General features: G+C 74.7%; 29 protein-coding genes. 16 read left to right on the forward strand and 13 right to left on the reverse strand.

Features of this window, described 5'->3' with window-relative positions:
• The first annotated feature begins 5 nt into the window (after positions 1–5).
• The 3 genes from ABZ452_RS17930 to ABZ452_RS17940 all read left to right on the forward strand — a co-directional run bounded on the left by ABZ452_RS17930 (position 6) and on the right by ABZ452_RS17940 (position 4,932).
• On the forward strand, positions 6–1,466 hold the full coding sequence (locus ABZ452_RS17930; protein WP_357944575.1) for a dihydrolipoamide acetyltransferase family protein: 1,461 nt from the start codon (positions 6–8) through the stop codon (positions 1,464–1,466).
• A 222-nt stretch (positions 1,467–1,688) separates the two neighbouring features.
• The gene (locus tag ABZ452_RS17935; protein WP_165823299.1) at positions 1,689–1,826 is read left to right on the forward strand and encodes a hypothetical protein; all 138 of its coding nucleotides are present in this window, start codon (positions 1,689–1,691) and stop codon (positions 1,824–1,826) included.
• 349 nt (positions 1,827–2,175) lie between these two features.
• A complete protein-coding gene (locus ABZ452_RS17940) occupies positions 2,176–4,932 on the forward strand; it encodes a hypothetical protein (RefSeq protein ID WP_357943911.1) in 2,757 nt (918 codons plus the stop codon).
• Between the two features lie 51 nt (positions 4,933–4,983).
• Here ABZ452_RS17940 and ABZ452_RS17945 read toward each other — a convergent pair whose 3' ends face one another.
• Positions 4,984–5,562, reverse strand: coding sequence for a TIGR03086 family metal-binding protein (locus ABZ452_RS17945; protein ID WP_357943913.1), 579 nt, complete (start codon positions 5,560–5,562; stop codon positions 4,984–4,986).
• An 87-nt stretch (positions 5,563–5,649) separates the two neighbouring features.
• On the opposite strand from ABZ452_RS17945, the gene ABZ452_RS17950 reads away from it, so the two are divergent.
• Positions 5,650–6,300 carry a helix-turn-helix domain-containing protein gene (locus ABZ452_RS17950; protein WP_357943916.1) on the forward strand — a complete coding sequence of 217 codons (651 nt, stop codon included), beginning with the start codon at positions 5,650–5,652 and terminating at the stop codon, positions 6,298–6,300.
• 70 nt (positions 6,301–6,370) lie between these two features.
• A complete protein-coding gene (locus ABZ452_RS17955; protein ID WP_357943918.1) occupies positions 6,371–8,206 on the forward strand; it encodes an NHL domain-containing thioredoxin family protein in 1,836 nt (611 codons plus the stop codon).
• Positions 8,207–8,258: 52 nt separating this feature from the next.
• On the opposite strand, the gene ABZ452_RS17960 is transcribed toward ABZ452_RS17955, so the two are convergent.
• The 3 genes from ABZ452_RS17960 to ABZ452_RS17970 are packed head-to-tail and all read right to left on the reverse strand — an operon-like array spanning position 8,259 to position 10,526.
• Positions 8,259–9,008, reverse strand: coding sequence for a 5-oxoprolinase subunit PxpA (locus ABZ452_RS17960; RefSeq protein WP_357943920.1), 750 nt, complete (start codon positions 9,006–9,008; stop codon positions 8,259–8,261).
• Positions 8,992–9,918, reverse strand: a complete 927-nt coding sequence (locus ABZ452_RS17965) for a biotin-dependent carboxyltransferase family protein (RefSeq protein ID WP_357943922.1) — start codon at positions 9,916–9,918, stop codon at positions 8,992–8,994. Before ABZ452_RS17965 ends, ABZ452_RS17960 begins: the two co-directional genes overlap by 17 nt.
• On the reverse strand, positions 9,915–10,526 hold the full coding sequence (locus ABZ452_RS17970) for an allophanate hydrolase subunit 1 (protein ID WP_357943924.1): 612 nt from the start codon (positions 10,524–10,526) through the stop codon (positions 9,915–9,917). The genes ABZ452_RS17965 and ABZ452_RS17970 overlap by 4 nt, the downstream gene beginning before the upstream one ends.
• Positions 10,527–10,602: 76 nt before the next feature.
• Between ABZ452_RS17970 and ABZ452_RS17975 the strand changes: the two genes are divergently transcribed.
• On the forward strand, positions 10,603–11,280 hold the full coding sequence (locus ABZ452_RS17975) for a hemolysin III family protein (protein ID WP_357943926.1): 678 nt from the start codon (positions 10,603–10,605) through the stop codon (positions 11,278–11,280).
• A 70-nt stretch (positions 11,281–11,350) separates the two neighbouring features.
• Here ABZ452_RS17975 and ABZ452_RS17980 read toward each other — a convergent pair whose 3' ends face one another.
• On the reverse strand, positions 11,351–11,641 hold the full coding sequence (locus ABZ452_RS17980) for a DUF6458 family protein (RefSeq protein WP_357332072.1): 291 nt from the start codon (positions 11,639–11,641) through the stop codon (positions 11,351–11,353).
• A 116-nt stretch (positions 11,642–11,757) separates the two neighbouring features.
• Between ABZ452_RS17980 and ABZ452_RS17985 the strand changes: the two genes are divergently transcribed.
• Positions 11,758–12,294, forward strand: a complete 537-nt coding sequence (locus ABZ452_RS17985; RefSeq protein ID WP_357943929.1) for a histidine phosphatase family protein — start codon at positions 11,758–11,760, stop codon at positions 12,292–12,294.
• A 26-nt stretch (positions 12,295–12,320) separates the two neighbouring features.
• On the opposite strand, the gene ABZ452_RS17990 is transcribed toward ABZ452_RS17985, so the two are convergent.
• From ABZ452_RS17990 to ABZ452_RS18005, 4 genes are all read right to left on the reverse strand, one after another.
• Positions 12,321–12,590 (reverse strand): DUF6458 family protein, encoded by a 270-nt coding sequence (locus ABZ452_RS17990; protein WP_013283345.1) that lies wholly within the window; start codon positions 12,588–12,590, stop codon positions 12,321–12,323.
• Between the two features lie 170 nt (positions 12,591–12,760).
• Positions 12,761–14,617, reverse strand: coding sequence for an acyl-CoA dehydrogenase (locus tag ABZ452_RS17995; protein WP_357943931.1), 1,857 nt, complete (start codon positions 14,615–14,617; stop codon positions 12,761–12,763).
• A 138-nt stretch (positions 14,618–14,755) separates the two neighbouring features.
• On the reverse strand, positions 14,756–15,883 hold the full coding sequence (locus ABZ452_RS18000; protein WP_357943933.1) for a PP2C family protein-serine/threonine phosphatase: 1,128 nt from the start codon (positions 15,881–15,883) through the stop codon (positions 14,756–14,758).
• Positions 15,884–15,983: 100 nt separating this feature from the next.
• On the reverse strand, positions 15,984–16,613 hold the full coding sequence (locus ABZ452_RS18005) for a septal ring lytic transglycosylase RlpA family protein (RefSeq protein ID WP_357943935.1): 630 nt from the start codon (positions 16,611–16,613) through the stop codon (positions 15,984–15,986).
• A 197-nt stretch (positions 16,614–16,810) separates the two neighbouring features.
• Here ABZ452_RS18005 and ABZ452_RS18010 point away from each other — a divergent pair, with 197 nt between their 5' ends.
• The 3 genes from ABZ452_RS18010 (at position 16,811) to ABZ452_RS18020 (ending at position 18,942) form a co-directional block, all read left to right on the forward strand.
• On the forward strand, positions 16,811–17,359 hold the full coding sequence (locus tag ABZ452_RS18010) for a phosphoribosyltransferase (protein WP_357943938.1): 549 nt from the start codon (positions 16,811–16,813) through the stop codon (positions 17,357–17,359).
• A 40-nt stretch (positions 17,360–17,399) separates the two neighbouring features.
• Entirely contained in the window at positions 17,400–18,419 is a 1,020-nt protein-coding gene (locus tag ABZ452_RS18015; RefSeq protein WP_357943940.1) for a hypothetical protein, read from the forward strand.
• Between the two features lie 88 nt (positions 18,420–18,507).
• Complete coding sequence (locus tag ABZ452_RS18020) at positions 18,508–18,942, forward strand: ASCH domain-containing protein (protein ID WP_313723723.1); 435 nt, start codon at positions 18,508–18,510, stop codon at positions 18,940–18,942.
• A gap of 4 nt (positions 18,943–18,946) precedes the next feature.
• Here the strand turns inward: ABZ452_RS18020 and ABZ452_RS18025 are convergent, their stop codons facing one another.
• A complete protein-coding gene (locus tag ABZ452_RS18025; protein WP_357943942.1) occupies positions 18,947–19,825 on the reverse strand; it encodes an LLM class flavin-dependent oxidoreductase in 879 nt (292 codons plus the stop codon).
• 49 nt (positions 19,826–19,874) lie between these two features.
• A complete protein-coding gene (locus tag ABZ452_RS18030) occupies positions 19,875–20,930 on the reverse strand; it encodes a MerR family transcriptional regulator (protein WP_357943944.1) in 1,056 nt (351 codons plus the stop codon).
• 142 nt (positions 20,931–21,072) lie between these two features.
• Here ABZ452_RS18030 and ABZ452_RS18035 point away from each other — a divergent pair, with 142 nt between their 5' ends.
• Together ABZ452_RS18035 and ABZ452_RS18040 are read left to right on the forward strand one after the other, a co-directional pair.
• Positions 21,073–21,393, forward strand: a complete 321-nt coding sequence (locus ABZ452_RS18035) for a helix-turn-helix transcriptional regulator (RefSeq protein ID WP_357944578.1) — start codon at positions 21,073–21,075, stop codon at positions 21,391–21,393.
• Between the two features lie 55 nt (positions 21,394–21,448).
• Entirely contained in the window at positions 21,449–22,537 is a 1,089-nt protein-coding gene (locus ABZ452_RS18040) for a hypothetical protein (protein ID WP_357943946.1), read from the forward strand.
• Here ABZ452_RS18040 and ABZ452_RS18045 read toward each other — a convergent pair.
• Both ABZ452_RS18045 and ABZ452_RS18050 read right to left on the reverse strand, forming a co-directional pair.
• Positions 22,482–23,084 carry an NUDIX domain-containing protein gene (locus ABZ452_RS18045; protein WP_357943948.1) on the reverse strand — a complete coding sequence of 201 codons (603 nt, stop codon included), beginning with the start codon at positions 23,082–23,084 and terminating at the stop codon, positions 22,482–22,484. The genes ABZ452_RS18040 and ABZ452_RS18045 overlap by 56 nt on opposite strands.
• A 31-nt stretch (positions 23,085–23,115) precedes the next feature.
• Positions 23,116–24,009 (reverse strand): LysR family transcriptional regulator, encoded by an 894-nt coding sequence (locus ABZ452_RS18050; RefSeq protein WP_357943950.1) that lies wholly within the window; start codon positions 24,007–24,009, stop codon positions 23,116–23,118.
• A gap of 113 nt (positions 24,010–24,122) precedes the next feature.
• Between ABZ452_RS18050 and ABZ452_RS18055 the strand changes: the two genes are divergently transcribed.
• The 4 genes from ABZ452_RS18055 (at position 24,123) to ABZ452_RS18070 (ending at position 26,422) form a co-directional block, all read left to right on the forward strand.
• A complete protein-coding gene (locus tag ABZ452_RS18055; RefSeq protein WP_357943952.1) occupies positions 24,123–24,479 on the forward strand; it encodes a DUF1801 domain-containing protein in 357 nt (118 codons plus the stop codon).
• Positions 24,476–24,862 carry a VOC family protein gene (locus ABZ452_RS18060; RefSeq protein ID WP_357943954.1) on the forward strand — a complete coding sequence of 129 codons (387 nt, stop codon included), beginning with the start codon at positions 24,476–24,478 and terminating at the stop codon, positions 24,860–24,862. The genes ABZ452_RS18055 and ABZ452_RS18060 overlap by 4 nt, the downstream gene beginning before the upstream one ends.
• A 67-nt stretch (positions 24,863–24,929) precedes the next feature.
• The gene (locus tag ABZ452_RS18065) at positions 24,930–25,928 is read left to right on the forward strand and encodes an aldo/keto reductase (RefSeq protein ID WP_357943956.1); all 999 of its coding nucleotides are present in this window, start codon (positions 24,930–24,932) and stop codon (positions 25,926–25,928) included.
• Entirely contained in the window at positions 25,928–26,422 is a 495-nt protein-coding gene (locus ABZ452_RS18070) for a GNAT family N-acetyltransferase (RefSeq protein ID WP_357943958.1), read from the forward strand. The genes ABZ452_RS18065 and ABZ452_RS18070 overlap by 1 nt, the downstream gene beginning before the upstream one ends.
• The last annotated feature ends 37 nt before the right edge of the window (positions 26,423–26,459 follow it).

Genomic DNA, 26,459 nt, shown 5'->3' on the forward strand with positions numbered 1-26,459 from the left:
GCGGCATGTCACGGATCAAGACGTTCAACCTGCCCGACCTGGGCGAGGGCCTGACCGAGGGCGAGATCCTCGCCTGGCTGGTCAAGGTGGGCGACGACATCGAGCTGAACCAGCCGATCGTCGAGGTGGAGACCGCCAAGGCGGCGGTCGAGATCCCGGCGAAGTGGGCCGGCCGGGTGCAGGCGATCTACCACCCGGAGGGCGCCACGGTCGAGGTCGGCAGCCCGATCATCGCGATCGACACCGACCCGAACGCCGGGCCGATCGAGCAGTCGACGACCGGCGCGCCGGCCGCGGACCTGCCCACCCCGTCGGCGGCCTCGCTGGCCGCCGTGGAGGTCGCGCCCGAGGAGGGCATGGTCGAGCCGGGCCTCATCGGCGGTGTGGCGCCGGGCGGGCGTACCGCGGTGCTGGTCGGCTACGGTCCGCGGAACGCGCCGGCCAAGCGGCGGCCGCGCAAGGGTGGCGTCCCGGCCCCGGCCGCTCCGGTCCAGGCCGCTCCGGTCCAGCCGGCTCCGGCGCCGGCCCCGGTGGTCCCGGCACCCGCGCTGAACGGCAACGGCCGGCCGGCCGGCGGCCCGGTGCTGGCCAAGCCGCCGGTCCGCAAGCTCGCCAAGGACCTCGGCGTCGACCTCGCCACGCTGACCGGGTCGGGCCCGCTGGGCTCGATCACCCGTGAGGACGTACAGCGGGCGGCGGCGGCCCCGGCGGCGGCCGAGCCGCTGGCGGTCACCGCGCCGGTCACGGCGGCCGCGAGCTTCGGCGCCGACCGCGAGCAGCGCATCCCGGTCAAGGGGGTACGCAAGCTCACCGCGGAGAACATGGCCCGCTCGGCGTTCACCGCCCCGCACGTCACGGAGTTCCTGACCGTCGACGTGACCCGGGCCATGAAGGCCCTGGACCGGCTCCGCGAGCGGCGCGAGTGGCGGGACGTGCGGGTCTCGCCGCTGCTGCTGGTCGCCAAGGCGGTGCTGCTGGCGGTCAAGCGCCACCCGATGGTCAACTCGACCTGGGCCGGCGACGAGATCGTGGTCAAGGACTACGTGAACCTGGGCATCGCGGCGGCCACCGAGCGTGGCCTGATCGTGCCGAACATCAAGGACGCCGGCCGGCTCTCGCTGCGCGAGCTGGCGGACGCCATGACCGCTCTCGTCCAGACGGCCAAGGCGGGGAAGACCTCGCCGGCCGACATGTCGGGCGGCACGCTGACCATCACCAACGTCGGCGTCTTCGGCGTCGACACCGGCACCCCGATCCTGCCTCCGGGCGAGTCCGCCATCCTCGCCTTCGGCGCGGTGCGGGAGCTGCCCTGGGTGCACAAGGGCAAGGTCAAGCCGCGCCAGGTCACCACGCTGGGCCTCTCCTTCGACCACCGGATCATCGACGGTGAGCTCGGCTCGAAGTTCCTCCGCGACATCGGGGACTTCCTGGCCGACCCGGAGGCGGCGCTGCTCGCCTGGACCTGACGGCGCATCGCACCAGGCCACGGCCGGTGTGCACGGGTGAACGCCCGGGCACACCGGCCGTTGCCGTTGGGGAACGAAACGTCGGTCCCGACACCCCGCTTGCCTACGATCCTTAGGCACGTGGCTCAGCTCACCTAATAATCGATGGAAGTTCGGGGCGTTCTGGGGTTCAATAGAGACATCAAGGGGCTGACAACCGAATAGCCAGGAGGAGAGACCCAGATGAGCATGATCGAGCGAATCCGCAACCGCCGCGACGCCAACCGCCGCGCCCGTGCCATCGAGCACGCGCTGCGTTCCGCCAACTCGCCGGCCGTCCGCGAGGAGCTTCTCGCCATCGCCCAGCGTCACATGAGCTGACGCTCCACTACTTTCCTCACCTCCTCCAGTTCGAAGACCCGCCCGGGCAACCGGGCGGGTCTTCGGCGTTTCACGTCGATTGACACCGGGATTCCACCTCGCCGCACCGCCCGGTACGGTGGGGCTCGGTCGCCAACCGCCCGCCCCCGGACCGATCGCCTCATGGAGCAACCGATCGATATCGTCCGGTGACGTTCGGTGACGGCCCGTGCTCCCCCGGGCGCCTCCGGGCGGCCACCGGATACGGTGCGGGGAGCCCGCACGGCCGGTACCTGCCGGCGACTCCGGCAGCCATGCCGACGGTCCCGATCGGCATCGGCGGCCGACATGTGATGGAGGAGGCGCACCCATGACGTCCGAGGCCCCGCACCGCCCCGGCCAGGAGCCGGGCGAGGTGTCGCCGGGCGCCGGCGGACCGGTGCCGTACGGCGACCGCCCGGCGCAGCAGGACAACGGGTACGGCGCGCCCGACCTCGGCTGGGCCCCGCCCCCGCCGGCCGGTCGGCCCGCCCAGCCGGCCCCCGCCTGGGCCGCGGCCGACGACCAGCCCCCCGCCTGGACACCTCCGGGCAACCAGCCCGCCGCCGGCCGCGCCACCGCGCAGGTGCCGCCGCCGGCCGAGCCGGGCGGCTGGAGCCCTGCCTCGCAGCCCGCCTGGGCCGCTCCGGAGCAGTCCGCCCCGGCCTGGGGCGCGCCCGACCAGGGAGCACCCGCCTGGGGCGCGCCCGAGCAGGCCAACCCCCACCGCGGCGCCGAGCCGGGGCAGCCCGCCTGGGCCGCCGCCCCGCCGGACAACGCCACGGAGTCGGCACCGCCGGCCTGGGCGAACGAGCAGAGCGGGCCGACCTGGGGCGCCGCCCCGGCCCCGTCCGGTGAGCAGCCCGCGTGGGCGCAGGCCGGCGAGCCGGGTGCCCGCGGCGCCGCCTCGGTGCCCGCGCCCGCCACTGTCCCGAACGAGTCGTGGGCCACCCCCGCCGGGCAGGACGACGCGAACCGGCCCGGTGGGTGGACCCCGGCGACCGGTCAGCAGGACGACGATCCCGGCCGCTCCGGCGGCTGGCGCGCGGCGCAGGAGGACAACTCCGGCGGCTGGGCCGTCGGGGCCGCCGCCCAGCAGCAGGACGCCCAGCCCGCCTGGGGCCAGCAGGGCGAGCAGGGCTGGTCGCCGACCGAGCCGCCCGCCCGCGCCGCCGCCAAGGTCTCCGTCCCGGGCGCCGCCCGGCCCGAGAGCGCCTGGCCGGACCAGGACGACCCGGGTCACGCCGGTGCCTGGCAGAGCGCCCCGGCCCCGTCGCAGGGCGAGGACCAGGGCAATCCCGGCCGCTGGCAGCAGGGCCAGGCCGACGAGCAGGGCGACTCCGGCCGCTGGCAGAACGGCCGGGCCGCGCAGGACGACGATCCGGACCGCTCCGGCGGCTGGGCCGCGGGCCGGTCCGCCGGCGCCGCCGAGGCGCCGCAGCCGGCCGCCTGGGGCGACGAGCAGCGTCCGGGCACCGCGTGGAACGGTGCCGCGTCGGTGCCGCACCAGCGCGAGCCGGAGCGTCCGGCGGACGAGCCGGGGCAGCCCGGCTGGGGTTCCGCCGCCGTCCCGGCGGCTGCCGAGTCGCCCGCCCGGGCCAGCGCGTCCGTGCCGTCCCCCGACTCGCCGCCCGCCTGGGGCGGCAACCAGGACAACCAGGGGCAGTGGGGGCGCGAGCGTCCGGCCATCCCGGAGGCCGAGCCGTGGGCGCCCGGCGAGGCCTGGGGCCGCGCCGCCGAGGCCCAGCCCGAGCAGTCCGCGGCACCGGGCTGGGAGCCGACCCGCGCCGACGACGGTCCGATCTACCAGCCGGCGCCGGGCCCGGGGATCTCCCCGGCCAATGCGGTGCCGCTGCCCCCGCAGGAGCAGCGGGTGCCGGGCGCCGCCCTGGCCGCCGCTCCGCCCGCCGACTACGCCCCGTTCAACCCGGGCGGCGAGCCGGGCGACCGCAACCCGCAGGCGTACGAGCCGGCCGCCGACGCCGGCCGGGCGCACGAGGAGCCGCAGTCACCGGCCGGGCCGATGGTGCCCGGGCCGCGTACCTCGCCGGAGGGCGGTGCCGTCTCGGCCAGCGCCTCGGTGCCGATGACCAGCCGGGTGACGCCTCCGGCCGACCAGCCGCTGCCCACGAGCGGCGCGCCCGGCCCACAGCCGCGCGTCTACGGCCGGCCCGCCCGTCCCGAGCCGGAGGAGGCGCCCGGGCAGGACGGCCCGAACGGCTTCGCCGAGCCGGGCCCGCACCCCCGGATGGACGAGTCGGACCGCCAGCACGGATACGCCGACGCGCCCCCGGTGCACTCGGCCCCGCCGTCCTCGCCCGCCGCCCCGCCGCCGTTCCCGCCCGGCGTGCCGTCCTTCGTTGACCCGCCGGGCAACAACCGGCCGGTCAACGGGGTTCACCCGCACAACGGCGAGCGCCCGGGCGGGCCGCACGACCCGTTCGGCGGCCCCGCCGGCCCCCACGAGCCGTTCGGCGCTCCCGGTGGGCACCAGGACCCGTTCGGTGGGCCTCCCGGCCACCGCGACCAGTTCGGCGGGCCGGGCGGGCCCGGTGAATCGTTCGGCGGGCCGGCCGGCGGCCGAGCCTCGGTCGGCGTACCGGGGCAGGGGCCGATGGGCGAGCCGGGCGGCTTCCCGCCGGCGTTCCCGCCGCCGCCCCAGCAGGGCCCGCCGGCCTGGCCGCAGGCCGCTCCCGGTGGCGACCCGGACCAGGGCCGCTTCGAGGCGTTCAAGCCGGACGCGGAGCCGAAGACCGAGGCGCCCACGCCGAAGGTGCGCAACGGCCGGGTGCTGGCCGCGGTGCTGATTGCCGCGGTGCTCATCCTCGCCGTGCCGCTCGGCCTGCTCACCCTGCTCGGCAAGATCGGCGGGGACGACAAGCCGGCGGCCTTCGACCCGGCGGTGGGTTCCTGCGTGAAGCAGTCCGGCACGACCGCCGTGGCGGCCAACTGCGGCGAGCAGGGGGCGTTCACCGTGGTGTCGAAGGTGGACAGCAAGGACAAGTGCGCCGACCCGGCGCAGCCCCAGGTGGTCCTTCCCGGCGACGGGACCAACCGGGTGCTCTGCCTCAAGCCGGCCGGCCAGTAGCAACTCCCACGACGGCGGGGCCACGGTGATCCGTGGCCCCGCCGTCGTCTGTCACTTCTGCCAGTTTGGGTCGCGACCGAGGTAGGCCAGCAGGGCGGCCACCGGGTCGGCACCGGGCTCCGCGGGCAGCGCGGCGGCGTACGCGAATCCGCTCAGTGGCTCGGCGGTCGCCCGGGCCGCCGGCATGAGCTGCTCGGCGAGCTCGGCGGTGAGCGGGGCCGGCTGCCCGGTGGCCACCGCGACGTCCCAGGCGTGGATGGCGGCGTCCAGCGCGCAGGCCGCGGCGGCGAGCTGGGGGTCCAGGGTCGGCACGGGCGGCAGCGGCGTGCCGACCGGACCGGCCGCCGGGTCGACCCGCGCCCACACGGCGGTGGCCGCCTCGACCGCGCTCCGGACGACGCTCTGGACGCCCTCGTCGTGGCCGCGCGGCGGGTCGAACGGGTTGTACGCCGGCATCGTGCCGGCGCCGACGGACGCCGCCCACGCGTGCTGGTCACCGGCGGCGTGCATGAGCACCTGCCCGACGGTCCACTGGGCGCACGGGGTCGGGTCGTCGAGCCGGTCGGCCGGCACCCCCTCGGCGGCGCGGCGCAGGAGGTCGAGAGCGGTGGTGAGGACGGGGAAGCTCACGAGGCCGGTCCTTTCGTGGAACGGAATGTTTCGTTCCGTTCAAGCTTAACAGAACGGAACGATCCGTTCCACTGCTATCGTCGACCCATGTCCGAACCCGAGACCGGCCCGCTCAGCGGCCGCCGCGCCCAGGCGGCCCGCAACGACACCCGCATCCTCGACGCCGCCCGCGAGGTTTTCCTGGCCGACCCCGACGCGCCCGTCTCGGCCGTGGCCGCCCGTGCGGGCGTCGGCATCAGCGCCCTCTACCGGCGCCACCCCAGTAAGCAGGACCTGCTGCGCGCCCTCGCGGCCGACGGCCTGGCCCGCTACATCGCCGACCTGGAGGACGCTCTCTCCGCCGAGGCGCCACCCTGGGACGCCTACGTCACCTGCCTGCACCGGGTCGTCGAGGGCGGCGGCCAGGCCCTCGCGCAGCGGCTGGCCGGCACGTTCGCCCCCACCCCGGAGTTGAGCCGCATGGCGGAACGGGCGACCCAACTGGCCGACACGCTCCTCGACCGGGTACGCCGGTCCGGCGACCTGCGCGACGACGTCAGCGGCGCCGACATCGTGCTGCTGCTGGAGACCGTCATGCTGGTCGACCTCCCCGGCGCCGACCGCGGGGCCGCGCTGCGGCACCGCTACCTCACCCTGCTGCTCCAGGCCCTGCACAATCCCGTCGAGGCCCCGCTCCCCGGCGCCCCGGCCCGGCAGGAGGACCTGGTGGCCCGCTGGCGGAGCCGCTCCGACGGGTGATCGCCGGAAGGTGTCGCTCTTCACCGCCCCATCGGGCCGGCGGCCGCCGGCGGTGCGGCACGATGGGGGCATGAGCGCACGAGTACGGGCCCCCGAGCTGCGCGGCCGGGGCTGGCTGAACACCGGCGGCAAGGACGTCACCCTGGCCGACCTGCGCGGCAAGATCGTCTTGTTGGATTTCTGGACCTTCTGCTGCATCAACTGCCTCCACGTGCTCGACGAGCTGCGCCCGCTCGAGGAGAAGTACGGCGACGTCCTGGTCGTGATCGGGGTCCACTCGCCGAAGTTCGAGCACGAGAAGGACGCCGCGGCCCTCGCCGCCGCCGTCGAGCGGTACGGCGTGCACCACCCGGTGCTCGACGACCCCGAGATGGACATGTGGCAGCAGTACGCGGCGAAGGCCTGGCCGACCCTGTCGGTGGTCGATCCCGAGGGCTATGTGGTCGCCACCATGGCCGGCGAGGGGCACGCCGAGGGGCTGGTCCGGCTGATCGACGACCTGATCGCCACCCACGAGGCGAAGGGCACCCTGCACCGGGGCGAGGGCCCGTACGTGCCGCTGGCCGAGCCGGAGACGGCGCTGCGCTTCCCCGGCAAGGCCGTGGTGCTCGACGGCGGCAACCTGCTGGTCTCCGACTCGGCCCGGCACTCCCTGGTCGAGCTGGCCCCGGACGGGGAGACCGTGGTCCGGCGGATCGGCACGGGCGACCGCGGTCACGCCGACGGCCCGGCGGGGGAGGCCACGTTCTCCGAGCCGCAGGGGCTCTGCCTGCTGCCCCCGCAGGTGGCCGAGCTGGCCGGCTACGACCTGGTCGTGGCGGACACCGTCAACCACCTGCTGCGCGGCGTGCAGCTGGAGACCGGCGAGGTGGTCACGGTCGCCGGCACCGGGCGCCAGTGGCGCTCGACGGTCGACGACCACTCGCACGACGCCCGCTCGGTCGACCTCTCCTCCCCCTGGGACGTCGCCTGGTACGACGACCGCGTCATCGTCGCGATGGCCGGCATCCACCAGCTCTGGTGGTTCGACCCGGCGAAGCGGACCGCCGGCATGTACGCCGGGACCACGGTGGAGGCGCTGCGGGACGGCCCGCTGCCGGACGTCTGGATGGCCCAGCCCTCCGGCCTCTCCGTCTCGGCCGACGGCGCCCGGCTCTGGGTCGCCGACAGCGAGACTAGCGCCGTCCGCTACGTGGAGAACGGCGTGATGGGCACCGCCGTCGGGCAGGGCCTGTTCGACTTCGGCCACGTCGACGGGCCGGCGGACCGGGCGCTGCTCCAGCACCCGCTGGGGGTGTGTGCGCTGCCGGACGGTTCGGTGCTGATCGCGGACACCTACAACGGCGCGGTGCGCCGCTTCGACCCGGAGACCGAGCAGGTCGCCACGGTGGCCGACGGGCTGGCCGAGCCGAGCGACCTGGTGCTCACCGCCGAGGGCGAGGTGCTGGTGGTCGAGTCGGCCGCGCACCGGCTGACCCGGCTGGCCCCGGGCGCGTTGACCGCGGCGGGCGCGAACACCGTGGACGGCCCGCGGCACAAGCTGGAGCGCAAGCCCACCGACGTGGCGGCCGGCGAGCTGACCCTCGACGTGATCTTCACGCCCGCGCCCGGGCAGAAGTTGGACGAGACGTACGGGCCGTCGACCCGGGTGGTGGTCTCGGCGTCGCCGCCGGAGCTGCTGGTCGAGGGGGCCGGGACGAGCACGGACCTGTCCCGCCGGCTGGTGCTCAGCGGCGATGTGGCGGAGGGCGTGCTCCAGGTGACCGCCCAGGCGGCCACCTGCGACGCCGACGTCGAGCACGCCGCCTGCCACCTCACCCGCCAGGACTGGGGCGTCCCGGTCCGCGTGGTGCCCGGCGGGTCGAGCCGCCTGCCGCTGGTGCTGCGCGGCCTGGACGAAGGCTGAACCCCGCCCAGACGTCAGGAAGGGCCTCCGCTACCGGAGGGGGCCCTTTCTTTCACGCGAACGGGGTCGGGGTGACCCCGGCGTCGATGAGGGCGGCCCGGACCAGTTCGGCGCAGCGCACCGCGCCCGGGGTGTCGCCGTGCAGGCAGATCGACTCGGCCGGACAGGGCACCACGCTGCCGTCGACCGCCACGACGGTCCGCTCGGTGGCCATCCGCACCGCCCGCGTGGCCACCTCGTCGGGGTCGGTGACTAGCGCGTTCGCCGCGCTCCGGGGCACCAGATGCCCGTTCGGCAGGTAGTTCCGGTCGGCGAAGCCCTCGGCTACCACCCGCAGGCCCGCGCCCACGGCGAGCTGGGCGAGCACGGAGCCGGGCGGGCAGAGCACCGGCAGCTCGTGGTCGTACCCGCTGACCGCGGCGACCAGCGCGGCGGCCTGGACCTCGTCGCAGGCGGCCGCGTGGTAGAGCGCGCCGTGCGGCTTGAGGTAGCGCACCCGGGTGCCGGCCAGCCGGCAGAAGGCGTCCAGCGCCCCGAGCTGGTAGATCGTCTCGTCGCGCAGGACGGCGAAGTCGTACGCGATGTGCCGCCGGCCGAATCCGGCGAGGTCCCGGTAGCCGACCTGGGCGCCGACGGCGACCCCGCGCCGCGTGGCGGCGGCGCAGATCCGGTGCATGGTGGACGCGTCACCGCCGTGGAAGCCGCAGGCGACGTTCGCGGAGGTGACCAGCCCCAGCAGCGCCTCGTCGTCGCCGAGCCGCCAGATGCCGAATCCCTCACCGAGGTCAGCGTTGAGGTCCATGGAACGTCACCGTAGTCCCTGGGCGGGCCTGCGCGAGCGGGGTCACGTCCTCGACCACCCCGATGACCGGGTATCCGCCGGTGGTGGGGTGGTCGGCCAGGAAGATCAGCGGTTGGCCGTCCGGCGGCACCTGCACCGCGCCGAGGACGAGGCCCTCGCTGGGCAGCTCGCCGGCCACCGCGCGGGGCAGGGCCGCGCCGGCCAGTCGCGCGCCGACGCGGTTGCTGGCGGGACTGATCGCGTACGCGGTGCGGAGCAGCAGGTCGAGCGCCGCGGGGGTGAACCAGTCCTGCCGGGGGCCGGGGCGCAGGGCCAGCCGCAGGGCGGCCGGCACGGCCGGGTCGACGGTGAGGTCCACCGGGGCGGGCGGGCCCGTCGGTGCGCCCAGGGGCAGCCAGTCGCCGTCGCGCAGCGGGGGCGGGCCGAGGCCGGAGAGCGTGTCGGTGGCCCGGCTGCCGAGCACCGGCTCGACCGCGATCCCGCCGGAGACGGCGAGCCAGCTGCGCACCCCGGCGCGGGCGGGACCGACCCGCAGGGTCGCCCCGGCGGGCAGCGACAGCGGCCGGCCCGTGTCCCCGGGCCGCCGCTCGACGCCGAAGGGCACGCCGGAGCACCGGTGCCCGGCCGGACGGGCACCACCGGTCGGCACTTCGGCGGGCCGGTGCTCGACCAGCACGTCCACCGCCGCGCCGGTGAGTGCCACCGTGACGGCCCGGCCGAACCGCAGCACGCAGCCGGTCAGGGTGATCTCCAGGCCGGCGGCGTGTTCGGGGTTTCCGACGAGCCGGTTGGCCAGCCGCAGGGCGGCCGGGTCCAGCGCGCCCGAGCGGGGCACGCCGAGGTGGGCCCAGCCGGGGCGGCCCTGGTCCTGCACGGTGGTGAGGGCACCGGCCCGGAGCACCTCGATCACGCGCTCACCAGCCGGACGCGGGTGCCCGGGGTGAGCCGGGCGGGTGGGTCGGCGTGCACGTCGAAGAGGACGAGGTCGGTCCGACCGACCAGCAGCCAGCCGCCGGGCGAGGCGGTCGGGTAGATCCCCGCGTACGGGCCGGCCAGCGCCACCGAGCCGGCCGGCACCCGGGTACGCGGGGTGGCGAGCCGGGGCACCGCCAGCTCCGGCGGCAGCCCGGTGAGGTACGCGAACCCCGGCGCGAAGCCGCAGAACGCCACCCGGAACTCGGTCCCCCGCAGCCGCTCGACCACGGCGGGCACGTCGACGCCCCAGTGCTCGGCGACGGCGGGCAGGTCCGCGCCGTCGTACACCGTGGGGACCCGGACCTCGGCGGCGCCGGCGGTGGTGGCCACGTCTGCGGGGCTCCACCCGGCGATCCGCGCGGCGGCGGCCCCGGGGTCCGGCACGCCGTCGACCAGGACGGTGGCCGCCGCCGGGACGATCTCGACGGCGCTCAGGTCGCCGGCCGCGCGGCGGCGCCACAGCTCGGCCCGCCACGCCTCGACCTGCTCGGGGCCGTCGCAGTCGAGCAGCAGGGCGTGCGCGCCGACGGGCCGGATCCGCATCTCGTCATCCTCGCGTCGGCGGCCGTGACGGTCCACACTACTTGCAAGTAACCTACGGTGTCGTAACCTGATTGGCGTGACCACCTCCGCACCGCTCCGGCTCAAGCCGGCCGACATCGGGAAACCCCGCATGCGCGGCTGGCTGCACACCTACGCGTTCTTCGCCGCGCTGGTCTGCGGCCTCGTGCTGTGCTCCATCGCCGCCATCCGCCCGGGCTGGGCCCCGCTGGTGAGCTGCCTGATCTACAGCCTGACCGTGTGCGGGCTCTTCGGCACCAGCGCGCTCTACCACCGCCGGGTCTGGTCCGAGCGGGGCTACCAGATCATGCGCCGGATGGACCATTCGATGATCTTCGTGTTCATCGCCGGCACCTACACGCCGTTCTGCACGCTGCTGCTGGACACCCGGCACGCCACGATCATGCTCGGCCTGGTGTGGGGCGGGGCGCTGGCCGGGGTGGCGATCAAGCTGATCTGGCCGCACGCGCCGCGCTGGGTCTCCGCCCCGCTCTACCTGGCGCTCGGCTGGGTCGCGGTGGCGATGCTGCCGGAGATCCTGCACGCCGGCGGCGTCACCGCCCTGGTGCTGCTGACGGTCGGCGGGGCGATCTACAGCGTCGGCGCGGTCTTCTACGCGTTGCGCCGGCCGAACCCGTGGCCCACCGTCTTCGGCCACCACGAGTTCTTCCACGCCTGCACGCTCGTCGCGGCGATCTGCCACCACATCGCGATCTACTTCGCGCTGTTCGCCTGATCGCCGCCGGTCCGGAAGACGGGCGAGGGCCCCGCGCCGTCGCGGGGCCCTCGACAGTTCGTGGCGCGGGTCAGACCGGGTAGCCCGAGCCCGGGCGGCGCACCTCGCGGTACTCCTCGCGCACGACCCGGTCGTCCTGCACCGGCACGACCGGCTCGGCGACGACGCGCTCCCGCACCGGGGCGGCCACCACCCGGCGGCGGCTGTTCCAGAAGTAGAGCGTGGTGATCAGGCCCGCCACTCCGGCGAGCATGAGCACCCACCCCACCACGTTCAGGTTCAGCCATCCCAGGTTGGCGTCGATGGCGAACGCGAAGATCGCGCCGAGCGCGATGAGGAAGATGCTGGCACCGATGCCCATGACGTCGCCTCCTTGGCGTCCTGCTGGCGTTTCCTGCCCGCCGCGGCCATGGCTCAGGTAGCGGCACACATCGACATACCCAGGCGCCGAGATCGCCAATCAGGCAAGCTGAGCGCATGACGGACGGCAGGAACCAGCAGCGGACGTTGGTGCTGTTGCGACACGCCAAGGCCGAGCAGTCCGAGGAGATCCCGGATGAGGAACGGTCGCTGACCGCACGGGGGCACGCCGACGCGGCGGCGGCCGGCGCCTGGCTGGCCCGGCACGCGCTCCTCCCCGACGTGGTGCTCTGCTCGACCGCCCGGCGGACCCGGCAGACCTGGCACGGGCTGGCGCTGGGCGCGACGGGATCCCCGCCGGAGGGGGGCCCGGCGGGATCCGCGCCGGTGGTCCGCTACGAGCCGGCCGCGTACGACGCGCACCCGGACGTCCTGCTGGACGTGGTCCGGGCGGTCGACCCGAAGGCCGGTTCCGTGCTGCTGATCGCCCACAATCCGGGCATCTCGCTGCTCTCCGCGCTGCTCGACCCCGAACGGGCAGATCCGGACGGGCTGCGCACCACCGACCTGGTCGTGCACCGGCCCACCACCCGATGGGCCGAGCTCGGGCCGGGCGGGGCACCCATCACCGCCCGGCACACCGCACGCGGCTGAGCCCGCCGGGCGGCGGGCTCAGCCGGTCAGGACGGCGGGGCCGTGGGCGGCGGCGGGTCCGGCGGCGGGGGCATCATCGCGGTCGGGTGGGAGAGCCGGTTCTCCTCCACGATGAGCGTGCGTGCCCGCTTGCGGCGGTCCTGCCAGAACCAGAGCGTGGTGAGCAACACGCCCAGCCCGGCCAGGATGAACACCCAGCCGACCGCGCGCAGGTCGATCCACCAGACGTTGGCCCGGATGGCGAAGGTCATGATCGCGCCGAGCGCGATGAGAAAGATTGCGCTGCCAATGCCCATGTGCGCTGCACTCCCCCGTGCGGTGGCCCTTGGGCGTGCCCTGTCGTGGTCCGCGACGGTTACCCGCCACGCGGCAGGCCTACCGGCCACGGGGTGAAAACACGGCGGCGGCCGGCGAGCTGTGCGCTCGCCGGCCGCCGGTCGTCAGGGTCGAATCGCCCCAGCGGGGATCAGAACGCCTCCTCCGGGAGGTCCATGATCTCCAGGTCGGTGCCCTCGATGATCCGCCGGTCGGCGCCGATGCGGGGCAGCACCTCGCGGGCGAAGAACCGGGCGGCGGCCACCTTGCCGGTGTAGAACGCCTTGTCGGTGGCGGAGACCTCGCCGCCGAGCGCCTTCAGCGCCACGTCCGCCTGCTTCTGCAGCAGCCAGCCGACCACCAGGTCGCCGACCGCCAGCAGGAACCGGCGGCTGCTCAGGCCGACCTTGTAGAGGGCGCGGGCGTCGCCACCCTGGGCCTCGGTCAGCCAGCCCATCATCACGCCGAGGATGTTCTGGATCTCGCCGAGCGCCTTGCCGAGCGCCTGCCGCTCCTCCTTGAGCTGGCCGTTGCCGGCCTCGGAGGCGATGAACTCCTGGATCTCGCCGGCGACCGCCATGAGGGCCTTGCCGTTGTCCCGGACGATCTTCCGGAAGATCAGGTCGAGGCTCTGGATCGCGGTCGTGCCCTCGTAGAGGGTGTCGATCTTGGCGTCCCGGACGTACTGCTCCAGCGGGTAGTCCTGCAGGAAGCCGGAGCCGCCGAAGGTCTGCAGCGACTCGTGGCCGAGCAGCTCGTACGCCCGCTCCGAGCCGACGCCCTTCACCAGCGGGAGGAGCAGGTCGTTGACCCGCTTGGCCAGCTTGGTGGCCTTCTCGTCACCGGCGGCCTCGGCGACCGCGACCCGGTCCTGCCAGGTGGCCGTGTAGCAGACGAGCGCGCGCAGGCCCTCGGCGTACGACTTCTGCATGAGCAGCGAGCGGCGCACGTCCGGGTGGTGCGTGATGGTCACCCGCGGGGCGGCCTTGTCGGCCTGCTGGACCAGGTCGGCGCCCTGCACCCGGTTCTTGGCGTACTCCAGGGCGTTGAGGTAGCCGGTCGACAGGGTGGCGATCGCCTTGGTGCCGACCATCATCCGGGCGTACTCGATGATCATGAACATCTGCCGGATGCCGTCGTGCTTCTCGCCGAGCAGCCAACCCTTGGCCGGCACGCCGTGCTCGCCGAAGGTCACCTCGCAGGTGTTGGAGACCTTCAGGCCCATCTTGTGCTCGACGTTGGTGGCGAAGACGCCGTTGCGCTCGCCCAGCTCGCCGGTCTCCTCGTCGAAGTGGAACTTCGGCACGACGAAGAGGGACAGGCCCTTGGTGCCCGGACCGCCGACGCCCTCGACGCCGACCGGGCGGGCCAGCACGTAGTGGACGATGTTGTCGGTCAGGTCGTGCTCACCGGAGGTGATGAAGCGCTTGACGCCCTCGATGTGCCAGGAGCCGTCCGGCTGCGGGACGGCGCGGGTGCGGCCGGCGCCGACGTCCGAGCCGGCGTCCGGCTCGGTCAGCACCATGGTCGAGCCCCACTGCTTCTCGATGAAGAGCCGGGCCCACTTCTTCTGCTGCTCGGTGCCCTCGACGTGCAGCACGTGCGCGAAGGACGGGCCGGAGGCGTACATCCAGATCGGGGCGTTGGCGCCGAGCACCAGCTCGGCCAGCGACCACCAGAGGGCGCGCGGGGCGTTGGTGCCGCCGAGGGCCTCCGGCAGGTCCAGGCGCCAGAACTCCGAGTCCATGAACGCCTGGTAGGACTTCTTGAACGACTCCGGCAGCGGCGCGGTGTGCGTCGCCGGGTCGAAGACCGGCGGGTTGCGGTCACTGTCCGAGTAGCTGGCGGCCAGGTCCTCGCGGGCCAGGCGGTCGACCTCGGAGAGGAAGCTGCGGGCGGTGTCGACGTCCAGGTCCGTGTACGGCTCCTGGCCGAACGTCCGGTCCGCCCCGAAGACCTCGAACAGGTTGAACTCGAGGTCCCGAAGATTGCTCTTGTAGTGGGTCATGCTCGCTGGCCCCGCTTCCGGACAGGTGTTACCGATCAGTAACTCCAGACTGTATTACTCGCCGGTAGCCAACGACAAGCCGATCTCGGAAGTGACAGCGATTACACACTTCCGGTTCACCCGATGGTGACCGCCGGCTCAGCCCTCGGCCGCGCCGACCTCCCAGCTCGGCACGGGCGCGGCGGCGGCGCTGCGCGGCCCGGTGTACTCCATCAGGACCAGCGCGATGTCGTCGTCGAGCCGGCCGTGCACCCACTCGACCAGGGCGGTCTCCAGCGAGGCCAGACCGTCGGCCACGGTGCCGTGGCCGAGCAGCCGCCAGGCCCGATCGGCGGTCGGGAAGAACTCCCCGTCCCGTCGCGCCTCGCCCAGCCCGTCGGTGAAGAGCAGCAGCCGGTCGCCCGGCTCCAGCCGCTCCACCCGGGGCCGGACCACCGGCATGAACCCGAGCGGCGGCGCGGGCGCCGGCGGTTCGAGCGGGATGACCGCGCCCCGGCGCAGCAGCAGCGGCGGCGGGTGGCCGCAGTTGACGATGGTGAGGGTGCCGCCCCGCTCCTCGACCAGCGCGGCGGTGACGAAGTCCTCGTCGCCCACGTTGCGGGCCACCGCCCGGTCCAGGTCGGTCACCACGGCGCGCAGGTCCGCCCGCTCGTACGCCACGTGCCGGTAGGAGCCCAGCACGATGCTGGCCAGCCGGACCGCGTCCAGCCCCTTGCCGCGCACGTCACCGATGATCATGCGGACGCCGTACGGGGTGTCCATCGCCTCGTACAGGTCGCCGCCGATCTCGGCGGTCGCCGTGGAGGAGATGTAGCGTGCGGCCACCGCCAGGGTGCCCACCTGCGGGCCGAGCGACCGGAGCACCGCCTGCTGGGCGACCGAGGCGAGCCGGGACAACTCGGCGATCCGCTCGGACTGGCGCTCGCGGACCCCCGCCACGGCGCCGGCGATGGCGGTGGCCAGCGCGATGCCGGCCACGTTGACCGCGGTGACCAGCGACATGGTCTGCTCGGCGAGGGCGAACGCGGCCCCGATCCCGGTGGCGAGCAGGCCCACCCCGAGCACCACCCGCCAGGACGCGAGCGCGGCGGCGAGGAACGGGGCGGCCACCATGAGCGCGATGTAGTGCGCCGGCCGCCCGTCGGCCAGCTCGACGGCGGAGACGATCGCGAGCAGCGCGAGGGCCGCGCCGAGGCCGGCGCGGGATCCGGGGCTCAGCGGGCCGCGGCCCGACTGGAAGGGTTGCGTGCGTACACCGGACAGCATGCCTGATGGACGTGAACGGGTGAATGAACCTGGCCCGTCGTCCGAGGATGTTCTGGCCGGCCGGCTCCCCTCACCGGCCCGATCGCCGCCGGCCACCCGGTCAGCCGAGGACCTCGTACCTGACGGTCAGCTCGCCGAGGTCGGTCGAGGCGATCGCGGCGAAGGCGGCCCGGGAGAGGTCGATGCACCGGCCGTCGATGTACGGGCCGCGGTCGTTGATCCGGACCACGACCGACTTGCCGTTGGCCGGGTTGGTCACCCGGACCTTCGTGTTGAACGGCAGGGTCTTGTGCGCGGCGGTCAGCGCGTCCGGGTTGAACGTCTCGCCGTTCGCGGTCATCTGCCCCTCGTCATAGAAGGACGCGCCGCAGGAGCCGCTGCTCACGACCTTCGCGGCGGAGGCGGTCTTCTTCGCGGTCGGCTTCGGGCTCGCGGTCCGGGTCTTGCTCCGGGACGCCGCCTGGGTCCGGGTCGCCGTCGGGCTCGGGGTGGCCTTCGGCGAGGGGCTGAGGCTCGGTGACGCGCTCGGCGAGGCGGAGGGCGACGCCGAGGTGGGGGCGAGCGTGCTGGGCAGGGCCTCGACCGCGGCCGGGGCCGTGGCGGGCTCGGCCGAGGTGAGCTGGACCGCGCCGACGGTGCCGCCGACGGCGAGCACCACGCCGACGGCCGCGGTGGCGGCGATGCCGGCCGGCGAGGAGAACTTGCGGGTACGAAGGTGCCTACCAGCCACCGCCCGGTCCTTTCCTTAGCTGAACAAACCGGCTCGGACCGTAACGAGAGAAGCACTTCGGAAGTCAACGTGATCATGGTGCTATGCCCGCATTTACCCTGGTACGTGTAGCCGATCAAGCCAGCACCACTCCACCGAACGGACGAATGAGCGCTGGCCGGGGCCGGTGCGCCACGGTCTGGCACCGGTGCCCCAGGATGGAGGGCGTGCTGAGCCGACGCCTGGTCGAGCTGTTCCACTGGGTCGACCCCGGCCCGGGGAGCAGCCATCTGGTCAGCGACCTCTCCGCCTGGTGGCGCGATCCCGAGGTGCTGGCCGGGGTCGGGCCCGCCCTGGCCGGCCTGTTCCCGGCCGCCCGGCCGACCGTCGTGATCGCCCCGGAGGTGACCGGGCTGCTGCTCGGCCCGCTGGTCGCGGTGGCCGCCGGCGCCGGGTTCGTGCCGGCGTACAAGGACGGCGGGGAGCGGCGCCGGCCCGGGCCGATGCGCTGGGCCGACACACCCCCCGACTACCGGGGCCGGCAGCTCCGGATCGGCGTGGACGCCCGCCGCCTCGGCCCCGGCGACCGGGTGCTGCTCGCCGACGACTGGGTGGCCACCGGGGCGCAGCTCGACGCGCTGCACCACCTCGTCCGGGACAGCGGGGCCGAGTTCGTCGGGACGGCCGCGCTCGTCGCGACCTGTCCGGCGCCGGTCGCCGAGCGGCTCGGGCTGCGCGCCCTGCTCACCGGGGACCAGTTGCCCTGAGGGTTGACCTGAAGGGAGCTTCAACTCCGAGGATCGACGCATGGACGACGGCATCCTCGACGAGGCGTACCAACGGCTGCACCGGACCGGCCCGGAGTTCGCGGGCTGGCTCTCCAACCACGGACCCATGGCGGTCGAGGCGCTGGTCCGCCACGGCCACGGCCCCCGCGTGCACCGGTGGCTCGACGACTACCTGCGCCGGCTGGACGAGCTGCCTCGCGGGCTACGGCCGGTCGACGACTGGCGGGCCGCCCTGGGCGACCCGAAACGGGCGGGCGACTGGCTCGCCCACTTCGACCGGGAGCTGCGCGAGCGCCCCTGGCGCGAGGTGCTCGGCGACTGGTGGCCGCGGCTGCTGCCGGGCATCGCGGCCGGGGCCACCCACGGGGTGATCCGGGTCGGGCACGCGGTGCGGGTGCTGCGTACCGACGGGGAGAACCCGCAGCGGCTGGCCGAGCTGGGCCAGGCGCTCGGCTACTGGGCCGCCCGCTGGCAGCCCGTGCCCGGCGCCGGCCCGCTCACCGGGCGGTCGGACGTGCCGGCCGCGCTCGAGGCGGTGCCCCGGATCCCGGCGCAGACCGGCGGGATCCGGAACCGGCTGGGCCGGCTGACCGACGTACCGGAATGGCCCGCCGCGGTCACGGCGCTGCGCCCACCCGCCGACCCGGCCGGAGCCGAGCGGACCCTCACCGAACTGGTGCACCGGACCGCGCTGGACTATCTGCGGTTCGGGCACGGCAACCCCGTGATGCTGGTGCACGCGGTGACCGCGCCGACCGCGGTACTGCGTACCCTGCCGGCCCTGGATCCGGCGCTCTGGGCGCCGAGCCTCGCCGCGGCCTGGTCGGCAACGGCCGCCGTGACCTCGGTGTACGCCCCACCCACACCGGCCCCCACGCCGGCGGTTGCGGCGGGTGAGCCGGCGGAGGTGTTCGCCCGGGCGGCCCGGCACGGCGACGAGCACGTCGTGAAGCTGGCCGACGCGGTGCTGGAGGCGCACGCGGCGACCGGTGACGCCCAAGTGCTGGCCGCCGCCGGCTACGCCGGCCAGCTCCTCTGAGGAGGTCCTCGACGGCGTCGCCGACCCCGGCTCGTGGGGCGGGCGAAATCCCGCGACGGGCCGGCGGCCGGCGGTTAGCCTCGGCAGGATGTGGCCCCGCATCGGTGGACTCCGCACCCTCGCCCTCGGCACGCCCGGCGAGCTGCGCACCACCCTCAACACCCTCGTGCTCTCCGGCGTGAAGACCGCGACCGCCGGCCTGCTGACCGACGAGTACGCCACCGAGAACGAGGAGCTGGAGCACGTCGGCGAGCGCCTCGTCCTGGTGGACGACGACGACAAGCTGATCGGCGTGGTCGAGGTCACCGACGTCGAGGTGGTCCGCTTCGCCGACGTGTCCTGGGATTTCGCCCGCTCCGAGGGGGAGGGGGACCGGTCCATCGAGGAGTGGCGCGAGGGCCACCGCCGCTACTGGGCCCGGGTGGGCTTCCCCGTCGACGACGACAGCCAGGTGGTCTGCATCCGGTTCCGGCTGGTCTCCGCCGGTGACGGCGGCATCAGCACGGGCGACCTCGGCACCTGACCGGTCAGAGCCGGCGCAGCTCCGGCAGCAGCTCGGCCGCCCGGACCAGCACCGCCTCGTCGCCGGCGTACCAGCTGCTGGCCCGGGGCCAGTGGGTCACCACGTCGGTGAAGCCCAGCCGGGCGGCCCGGGCGACCTGCTCGGCGAAGAGGTCCGCGTCGCGCAGCGAGAAGACCGGCGCCGAGTCCAGCGACAGGTAGCGGTCCAGGGTGGCCGGATCGCGCCCCGCCTGCTCCAGCGTCGCGTCCAGCCGGGCGGACAGCTCCGCCACCGTCGACCACCAGCTCTCCAGGTCGTCGCCGCCGAGACCGGTGGTCACCCAGCCCTGCCCGAAGCGGGCGACCAGCCGCATCGAGCGGGGCCCGTTCGCGGCGAGCACGAACGGCACCCGGGGCTGCTGGACGCAGCCGGGATTGTTCCGCGCGTCGACCGCCGCGAACCACTCGCCGCGCCAGGTCGTGCCGTCCTCCCGCAGGATCAGGTCGAGCAGCTCGGTGAACTCGGCGAACCGGTCGACCCGCTGCCGGGGCGGCAGGGTCTCCCCGCCGAGGACCGCCGAGTCGAAACCGATGCCGCCGGCCCCGAGGCCGAGCAGCACCCGCCCCTCGGAGACGTCGTCCAGCGCGGTCACCTGCCGGGCGAACGCGGCCGGGTGCCGGAAGTTCGGCGAGGCGACAAGGGTGCCGAGGCGGATCCGGGACGTCACCGTCGCGGCGGCGGTCAGCGTGGTCATCGAGTCGAACCAGGGGCCGTCGACCAGGTCGCGCCACCCCAGGTGGTCATAGGTCCAGGCGTGGTCGAAGCCCCACTCGTCCGCCTGCCGCCAGCGCCGCCGCGAGTCCGACCAGCGCTGGTCGGGCAGGATCACGATGCCAATTCGCATGATCGCCAGGGTACGACCCGGGTCGGACAGGCCGACCCGGGTCGACCGACTACGCCTCCACGAGATCGGCGACCACGCAGGCGATGTTGTCGGGAGCGCCCGCGTCGTACGCGAGGTCGACCAGGCGCCCGACGGCGGTCTCCGGGTCGTCGGCCCCGGCGAGCGCGGCGTGCAACGCCTCGGGGTCGACCACCGCGGCGAGCCCGTCGGAGCAGAGCAGGTAGCGGTCGCCGGGCAGGGCGGTCCGCAGCGCCAGGTCCGCCTCGACCTCGACCCCGGCCCCGAGCGCCCGGGCCAGCAGGGCCCGCTGCGGATGCGCCCCGGCCTCGGCCGGGCTGAGCTTCCCCTGGTCCACCAGCGACTGGACGTAGGTGTGGTCCTGGGTGAGCCGGGACAGCTCGCCGCCACGCAGCAGGTACGCCCGGGTGTCCCCGACGTGCACCAGGGCCAGCCGGGTGCCGCGCCGCAGGACGGCGGTGAGCGTGGTGACCGGCTGGTGGTCGTCGGTGGCGTGCGCGCGTACCGCCCGGTCGGCGGCGCCCACCGCGTCGGCCAGCGCCGCGAGCAGTTCGGTGTCCGGCGCGTCGGCCGGCTCCAGCGGCCGCAGGGCGTCCACGGCGGCGGTGCTGGCGGCCGCACCGCCCGGGCCCCGCATACCGTCCGCCACGGCGAGCAGTGTCCCGCTGGCGTACGCGGTGTCCTCGTTGGAGTCCCGGACGGTGCCGGTCTCGCAGCGGACGGCGTACCGGAAGGTGGTGTCGGACATGGTGGTGCCCCTCTCGGTGAGCTGGTCGACGAGGAGCGCGACGGTGCGACCGCGGGCTGCCGTGTCGGCGCTGACCCGCCGCCACCAGGCGTCGACGGCCTCGGCGGCGGCGTCCGGCGGCAGGCCGCAGACGGCCTGGATCTCGACCAGCGGCATGCCGGCCCGGCGCAGCGCGGCGATCAGCCGGGCGCGGTCGAGCTGGGCCGGCGCGTAGTACCGGTAGCCCGAGTGCGGGTCGACGGCGGCGGGCGGCAGCAGCCCCAACTCGTCGTAGAGCCGCAGCGCCTTCGGCGTCAGGCGCGCCGCGCGGGCGAACGCCCCGATGGTCAGCAGCTCCACAGGCCCATCCTCCTCGCGCCGGTCGCGTCTCCTCGTGCCGGTCGCGGCGACCGGCACGGACCACGCTGGGCCTTGCCGCAGGGGCAGGGTCAAGGCGTTGACGATGTATCGATCACTTATATATGTTGCCGGTGTGACTCAGATGCGGGAGCCCACGTTCCTGATCCTCACCGCGCTCGCCGGTGGCCCCCGGCACGGCTACGGGATCATCCAGGAGGTCACCACTCTCTCCGCCGCGCGCGTCACCCTGCTGCCCGGCACCCTCTACACCGCGTTGGACCGCCTCACGGCACAGGGCCTGGTCGAGCCCGACCACGAGGAGGTGGTGGACGGCCGGCTGCGCCGCTACTACCGGCTCACCTCCGTCGGCCTCGACGCCCTGAGCGCCGAGACCGCCCGGCTGCGCCAGCTCACCACGGCCGCCGAGGCCCGGCTGCGCGCCCTGCGCCCCCGCACCGCCTGACCCGCGTCCCGGGCCGCCACCGGCCCACCACCCGAACGACCTGAAGGGGACGGCCATGCCACCGACGGGGGACCCCCTCGCCCGCCGCTACCGACGGCTGCTGCTCGCCTATCCGAGTGCCTACCGACGCGAGCGCGGCGAGGAGATCCTCGGCCTGCTGCTCGACAGCGCGCCCGCCGGGCGGACCCGGCCCACCCTGCGCGAGGCGGCCGACCTGGTCCGGGCGGGGCTGCGCTGCCGCCTGGGCCGGCCGGCCAGCCGCACGGTCGGCGTCTGGGCGGTCCTCACGGCGCTGATCTGCGGGCTGTTCACCGGCGCGCTGGCCGCCCGGGTGGCGTGGGAGACCTCCCGGCCGCAACCCGACCGGGCCGAGTTCACGGCGGTCTTCACCGAGGCGTTCCCCGGCCACCGGCTCGGCGAGGACGTGTCGAGCGCCCGCGCGCTGTTCGTCATCTACGGCCAGCCGCTGTCCCGGGCGTCCCTGCGCGATCTGCTGTTCGGCGACGGCGGCGAATACCAGGAGGGGGTGGCCGGCGGCTCGGCGACCGGCCCGATGCCGACGTCCGAGGCGCAGACGCTGGCGACGGCGCAGCAGCGCCTCCGGGCCGCCGGCTGGCAGGTGTACGAGCCGACCTCCGAGGTGCTCCAAACCTGCGCCGACCCGCGCTGCGACCCGGCCAGCCAGCCGGTCGAGACCGTCCTGGTGGCCCGGCGGGGCGACACGGTGCTCCGAGCCACCTTCGACGACCCCCGGTCCTTCGGCTCGTACCTCGGGGTGGCGCTGCAGCGGGCCGCGCCGCCGGCCGTACTGCCGGCCGCCGTGCTGGCCGGACTGGCCGGGGGCGCGCTGGCCTGGCTGGTCTTCGCCTGGGCGAGCCGGCGCACCGAGGGGCGGCGGCGCGCACCGCTGCTGCTGGGGGTCACCCTGTTCTTCTGGTGGGTGCCCGTGGCGCTCGCCACCTCGTCGCTGGCCCGGCACCACCTCGACGAGCCGCACCCGAGCTGGCACCCGCTCTGGGAGTGGCTGGGTCAGCCGACCCTCTCGCTGTTCTTCCTGATCGGGCTGGCCAGCGCGTTGGTGCTGCTGCTCACCGCACTGACGCCCCGCCGGGACCCGCGCCCCCTGACCGTGCGCCTCGGCTGAGCTTCGCCAGCATCCGGCCGAGGTGTGGCTCGACCGTTCCCGGCGCGGCCCCGGCCACCTCGCCCGGCGTCCACCAGCGGACGCCCCGGAACTCGGCCGGGTCGGGGATCAGCTTCTGGTCGCGGCTGCCGGACAGCACGTACCAGAGGCTGACGTCGGTGTGCCGGTCCTCCGGCGGGCCGACGGTCTCGGTCACCGTGAGGAAGGCCGGACGCTCGCCGAGGGCCGGCGCGAAGACGGCCGGCACGCCCAACTCCTCCACCATCTCCCGGCGTACGGTCTGCGCGGGGTGCTCGCCCGGCTCGACGTGACCGCCGCTGGGCAGCCACATTCCAGCCTTGCGGTGGTCGACCAGCAGCACGGCGCCGTCGGTCTCGTCGTGGAGCAGGAAGTAGGCCACCAGGTGCGGCGAGGGCGTGCGCGGCTTCGCCCGGCGGAAGATGTCCTCCGTCGTGGCCAGCCAGGCCAGCGTCGTGGCGCGGTGCCGCGCCTCCTGCTCGTCGCCCGGCGTGAGCGCCTCGACCAGCGCCCGGATCTCGTCCCGCACGCCGTCATGCTGCCAGCCGGGTCCGACAGCCTCAGGCCGCCGGGGCCGGGTTGGCGTCGACCGCGGCGCGGACGAACTCGCGTACCCGGGTGGTGGTGTTGCTGGCCAGCCACACCGGACCGCGCCGGATCGGCGGCGCGTCGTGGATCGGCACGTACGCCAGGTCGGGGCGGGCGTGGTAGTGCCGGGTCTGCTCGCCCACCGGCAGCACCCCGCGGCCCATGGCGACCAGGGCCAGCATCTCGGAGAAGCTGCCGCCGACCGGCCCCCGCGGCACCGGCCGCCCCGCCGGGGTCCGGTCCGGGGTGCGGTCCCGCTTGAACGCGGCCGAGGTCACCGCCGGGTACTGCACCACCGGATGGTCGCCCAGCACCTCCAGCGACACCGACTCCGCGCCGGCCAGCGGATGGTTCGCGGCCACCGCGAGCACCCGGGCCTCGTGCAGCAGCGCCGGACCGTTCGCCATGCCGTCGAAGGGGTACGAGGCGATCAGCACGTCGAGCGTGCCGTCCCGCAGGCTCGACCGGGTGGTGGCGAGCGGGGCCTCGTGGACGTGCACCACGCAGTCCGGGTGGCGCTCGCCGAACAGCGTGACGGCCCGCAGCAGGACCGGGGCGGTCGACTCACCGACGTACGCCACCCGCAGTTCGCCGGTGAGCCCGCGCCCGGCGTCAACGGCGCGCTGCACGGCGTCCTCGATGCCGGCCACCAGCGGACGCAGGTCGTCGGCGAGGCGGGCGCCGATCGGGGTGAGCCGGACCACCCGGCTGGTGCGCTCGAAGAGCGGCGCGCCGATCCGGCGTTCCAGCTTCCGCACCACGTGGCTGATCCGGCCAGTGGTCACCCGCAGGCGCTCCGCGGTCCGCCCGAAGTGCAGCTCCTCGGCGAGGGTCAGGAACGTCTCGACCTCGTACCGCTCCAGCACCCGCCGCCCCCATCGTTGAATCCTGATCAACGATCGTAGCCCGATCGCGTCTTGGTCCGGACGGCGGCGAGGACGAGTGTTGACGGTGTTCCCACCGCACACTGGAGGACCACATGGACCCCGTCACCACCTATCTGACCGGCCTCGACGCACCGTTGCGCGAGACCGCCGAGAAGCTGCGTTCCGTCATCGAGGCCGCACTGCCGGAGGCCACCGGCGCGATGTGGCACGGCCACCCGGTGTGGGGGCTGGGCGACCGGCCCGGCCAGACCCCCGTCTGCCTGGTCAAGGCGTACCCGGCGTACGTCACGTTCGGGCTGTGGCGGGGACAGGACGTGGCGGACGGCTCCGGACGGCTCGCCCCGGGCGCCCGCCGGATGGCCTCGGTGAAGCTGCGTACCGTGGACGAGATCGACCCGGAGCTGTTCGCCGGCTGGCTGCGCGACGCGTACGCGCTGGAGACCCGGTGAGCGCCGTGCGGGTGACCGGCTTCGACCACCTGGTCCTCGCCGTCACCGACGTCGAACGGTCCCTGGAGTTCTACTGCGGCACCCTCGGCCTGGCGCCGGTGCGCGTCGACCGCTGGCGGGCCGGCGAGGTGCCCTTCCCCTCGGTACGCGTCAACGCCGACACCATCATCGACCTGGTCCGTGGGGAGCCGGACGGGTCGAACGTGGACCACTTCTGCCTCGTCGTCGAGCCGCTGGACTGGGCGGAGGTGGTCGAGTCCGGGGTGTTCACCGTGCTGACCGGGCCGGTGCCGCGCTTCGGGGCGCGGGGCACGGCCACCTCCATCTACGTCCGCGACCCGGACGGCAACACCGTCGAGCTGCGCTGGTATCCGGGGTCTTGACTTCGAGCCCGCTCGAAGCCGGAGAGTGGCAACCGGCGGAACCACGACGCGGGACGGGAAGCGGATCATGAAGCGCACGTTGGGGCGGAGCGGCATCGAGGTCAGCGCGCTGGGCATGGGCTGCTGGGCGATCGGCGGCCCGTACGCCGGTGGCGACAACCAGTACGGCTGGGGCCGGGTCGACGACGCCGAGTCGACCCGGGCCGTCCAGCGGGCCCTCGAACTCGGCGTCACCTTCTTCGACACGGCGAGCAGCTACGGCGCCGGGCACAGCGAGGTGGTGCTCGGCAAGGCGCTCGGCGCCGACCGGGACCGGGTGGTGATCGCCACGAAGTGGGGGTTCACCTTCGACGAGCGGACCAGGGAGGCGCTCGGCACGGACAGCAGCGTCGCGTACCTGCGCAGTTGCCTGGACGGCTCGCTGCGGCGGCTGGGCACCGACCACGTCGACCTCTACCAGCTCCACCTCGGCGACCTGCCGGTCGCGGAGGCCCTGGACCTCGTCGCCCCGCTGGAGGACCTGGTCACCGCCGGCAAGATCCGGGCGTACGGCTGGAGCACCGACGACCCGGAACGCGCCGCGGCCTTCGCCGCCGCCGGCCCGCACTGCACGGCCGTGCAGCACGACATGTCGGTGCTGGCCGACCGGCCGGCGATGATCGAGCTGTGCGAGCGGGCCGGGCTGGCCAGCATCAACCGGGGGCCGCTGGCCATGGGCCTGCTCAGCGGCAAGTACGCCGACGGGCGCACGGTGGCCCGGGACGACGTGCGGTCGCAGAGCTACGAGTGGATGACGTACTTCCGCGGCGGCGCCGGGGCACCCGAGTGGCTGGCGCGGGTGGAGGCACTGCGGGAGGTGTTCGCCACCGGCGGCCGCACGCCGACGCAGGGCGCGCTGGCCTGGCTCTGGGCGCGCAGCGGAGCCACCGTCCCGATCCCCGGGTTCCGCACCGTCGCCCAGGTCGAGCAGAACGCCGGCGCGCTCGCCCAGGGTCCGCTGCGGCCGGACGAGTTCGCCGCCGTGGAGGATCTGCTGGCCGACCTGCGGGTTGCTAGCGTCGCCTGATGCCCGAACTCGAACGGCTCGCACTCCGGCACGCCCCGGCGTTGCTCCGCTTCGAGCAGGTGAACCGGGCGTACTTCGCCCGGTTCGTCCCGGACCGGGGCGACGACTACTTCGACAAGTTCGCCGACCGGCTCGCGGGCCTGCTGGCCGAGCAGGACAGCGGACTGTGCCACTTCCACGTCCTGGTCGACGACGAGGACGGCACCGTGCTGGGCCGGTTCAACCTGGTCGACGTCGCCGACGGCAGCGCCGAGCTGGGCTACCGGGTGGCCGAGCGGGCCACCGGGCGCGGCCTGGCCCGCGAGGGTGTCCGCCGGGTCTGCAAGCTGGCCCGCGACGAGTACGGGCTGCGCCAACTGGTCGCCTCGGCCGCGCTGGCGAACCCGGCCTCGCTGGCGGTGCTCCGGCGGACCGGATTCGTGCCGGTCGAGGAGGTGCAGCTCAGCGGCCAGCCCTGCCTGCGCCACGTCCTCGACCTCACCGGGCACTCCTGATTTCCGGTCGACCGACGAAAATCGCCGGCCGGACAGG

The sequence above is a fragment of the Micromonospora sp. NPDC005707 genome, from assembly GCF_040631005.1.
Lineage (GTDB): Bacteria > Actinomycetota > Actinomycetes > Mycobacteriales > Micromonosporaceae > Micromonospora.

Excerpts from the sequence above, each read along its gene's own strand:
- ABZ452_RS17930 (WP_357944575.1), top strand. The coding sequence starts at position 6 with ATGTCACGGATCAAGACGTTCAACCTGCCCGACCTGGGCGAGGGCCTG.
- ABZ452_RS17935 (WP_165823299.1), top strand. The coding sequence starts at position 1,689 with ATGAGCATGATCGAGCGAATCCGCAACCGCCGCGACGCCAACCGCCGC.
- ABZ452_RS17940 (WP_357943911.1), top strand. The coding sequence starts at position 2,176 with ATGACGTCCGAGGCCCCGCACCGCCCCGGCCAGGAGCCGGGCGAGGTG.
- ABZ452_RS17950 (WP_357943916.1), top strand. The coding sequence starts at position 5,650 with ATGTCCGAACCCGAGACCGGCCCGCTCAGCGGCCGCCGCGCCCAGGCG.
- ABZ452_RS17955 (WP_357943918.1), top strand. The coding sequence starts at position 6,371 with ATGAGCGCACGAGTACGGGCCCCCGAGCTGCGCGGCCGGGGCTGGCTG.
- ABZ452_RS17960 (WP_357943920.1), bottom strand. The coding sequence starts at position 9,008 with ATGGACCTCAACGCTGACCTCGGTGAGGGATTCGGCATCTGGCGGCTC.
- ABZ452_RS17970 (WP_357943924.1), bottom strand. The coding sequence starts at position 10,526 with ATGCGGATCCGGCCCGTCGGCGCGCACGCCCTGCTGCTCGACTGCGAC.
- ABZ452_RS17980 (WP_357332072.1), bottom strand. The coding sequence starts at position 11,641 with ATGGGCATCGGTGCCAGCATCTTCCTCATCGCGCTCGGCGCGATCTTC.
- ABZ452_RS17985 (WP_357943929.1), top strand. The coding sequence starts at position 11,758 with ATGACGGACGGCAGGAACCAGCAGCGGACGTTGGTGCTGTTGCGACAC.
- ABZ452_RS17990 (WP_013283345.1), bottom strand. The coding sequence starts at position 12,590 with ATGGGCATTGGCAGCGCAATCTTTCTCATCGCGCTCGGCGCGATCATG.
- ABZ452_RS17995 (WP_357943931.1), bottom strand. The coding sequence starts at position 14,617 with ATGACCCACTACAAGAGCAATCTTCGGGACCTCGAGTTCAACCTGTTC.
- ABZ452_RS18000 (WP_357943933.1), bottom strand. The coding sequence starts at position 15,883 with ATGCTGTCCGGTGTACGCACGCAACCCTTCCAGTCGGGCCGCGGCCCG.
- ABZ452_RS18010 (WP_357943938.1), top strand. The coding sequence starts at position 16,811 with ATGGAGGGCGTGCTGAGCCGACGCCTGGTCGAGCTGTTCCACTGGGTC.
- ABZ452_RS18015 (WP_357943940.1), top strand. The coding sequence starts at position 17,400 with ATGGACGACGGCATCCTCGACGAGGCGTACCAACGGCTGCACCGGACC.
- ABZ452_RS18020 (WP_313723723.1), top strand. The coding sequence starts at position 18,508 with ATGTGGCCCCGCATCGGTGGACTCCGCACCCTCGCCCTCGGCACGCCC.
- ABZ452_RS18025 (WP_357943942.1), bottom strand. The coding sequence starts at position 19,825 with ATGCGAATTGGCATCGTGATCCTGCCCGACCAGCGCTGGTCGGACTCG.
- ABZ452_RS18035 (WP_357944578.1), top strand. The coding sequence starts at position 21,073 with ATGCGGGAGCCCACGTTCCTGATCCTCACCGCGCTCGCCGGTGGCCCC.
- ABZ452_RS18040 (WP_357943946.1), top strand. The coding sequence starts at position 21,449 with ATGCCACCGACGGGGGACCCCCTCGCCCGCCGCTACCGACGGCTGCTG.
- ABZ452_RS18055 (WP_357943952.1), top strand. The coding sequence starts at position 24,123 with ATGGACCCCGTCACCACCTATCTGACCGGCCTCGACGCACCGTTGCGC.
- ABZ452_RS18065 (WP_357943956.1), top strand. The coding sequence starts at position 24,930 with ATGAAGCGCACGTTGGGGCGGAGCGGCATCGAGGTCAGCGCGCTGGGC.
- ABZ452_RS18070 (WP_357943958.1), top strand. The coding sequence starts at position 25,928 with ATGCCCGAACTCGAACGGCTCGCACTCCGGCACGCCCCGGCGTTGCTC.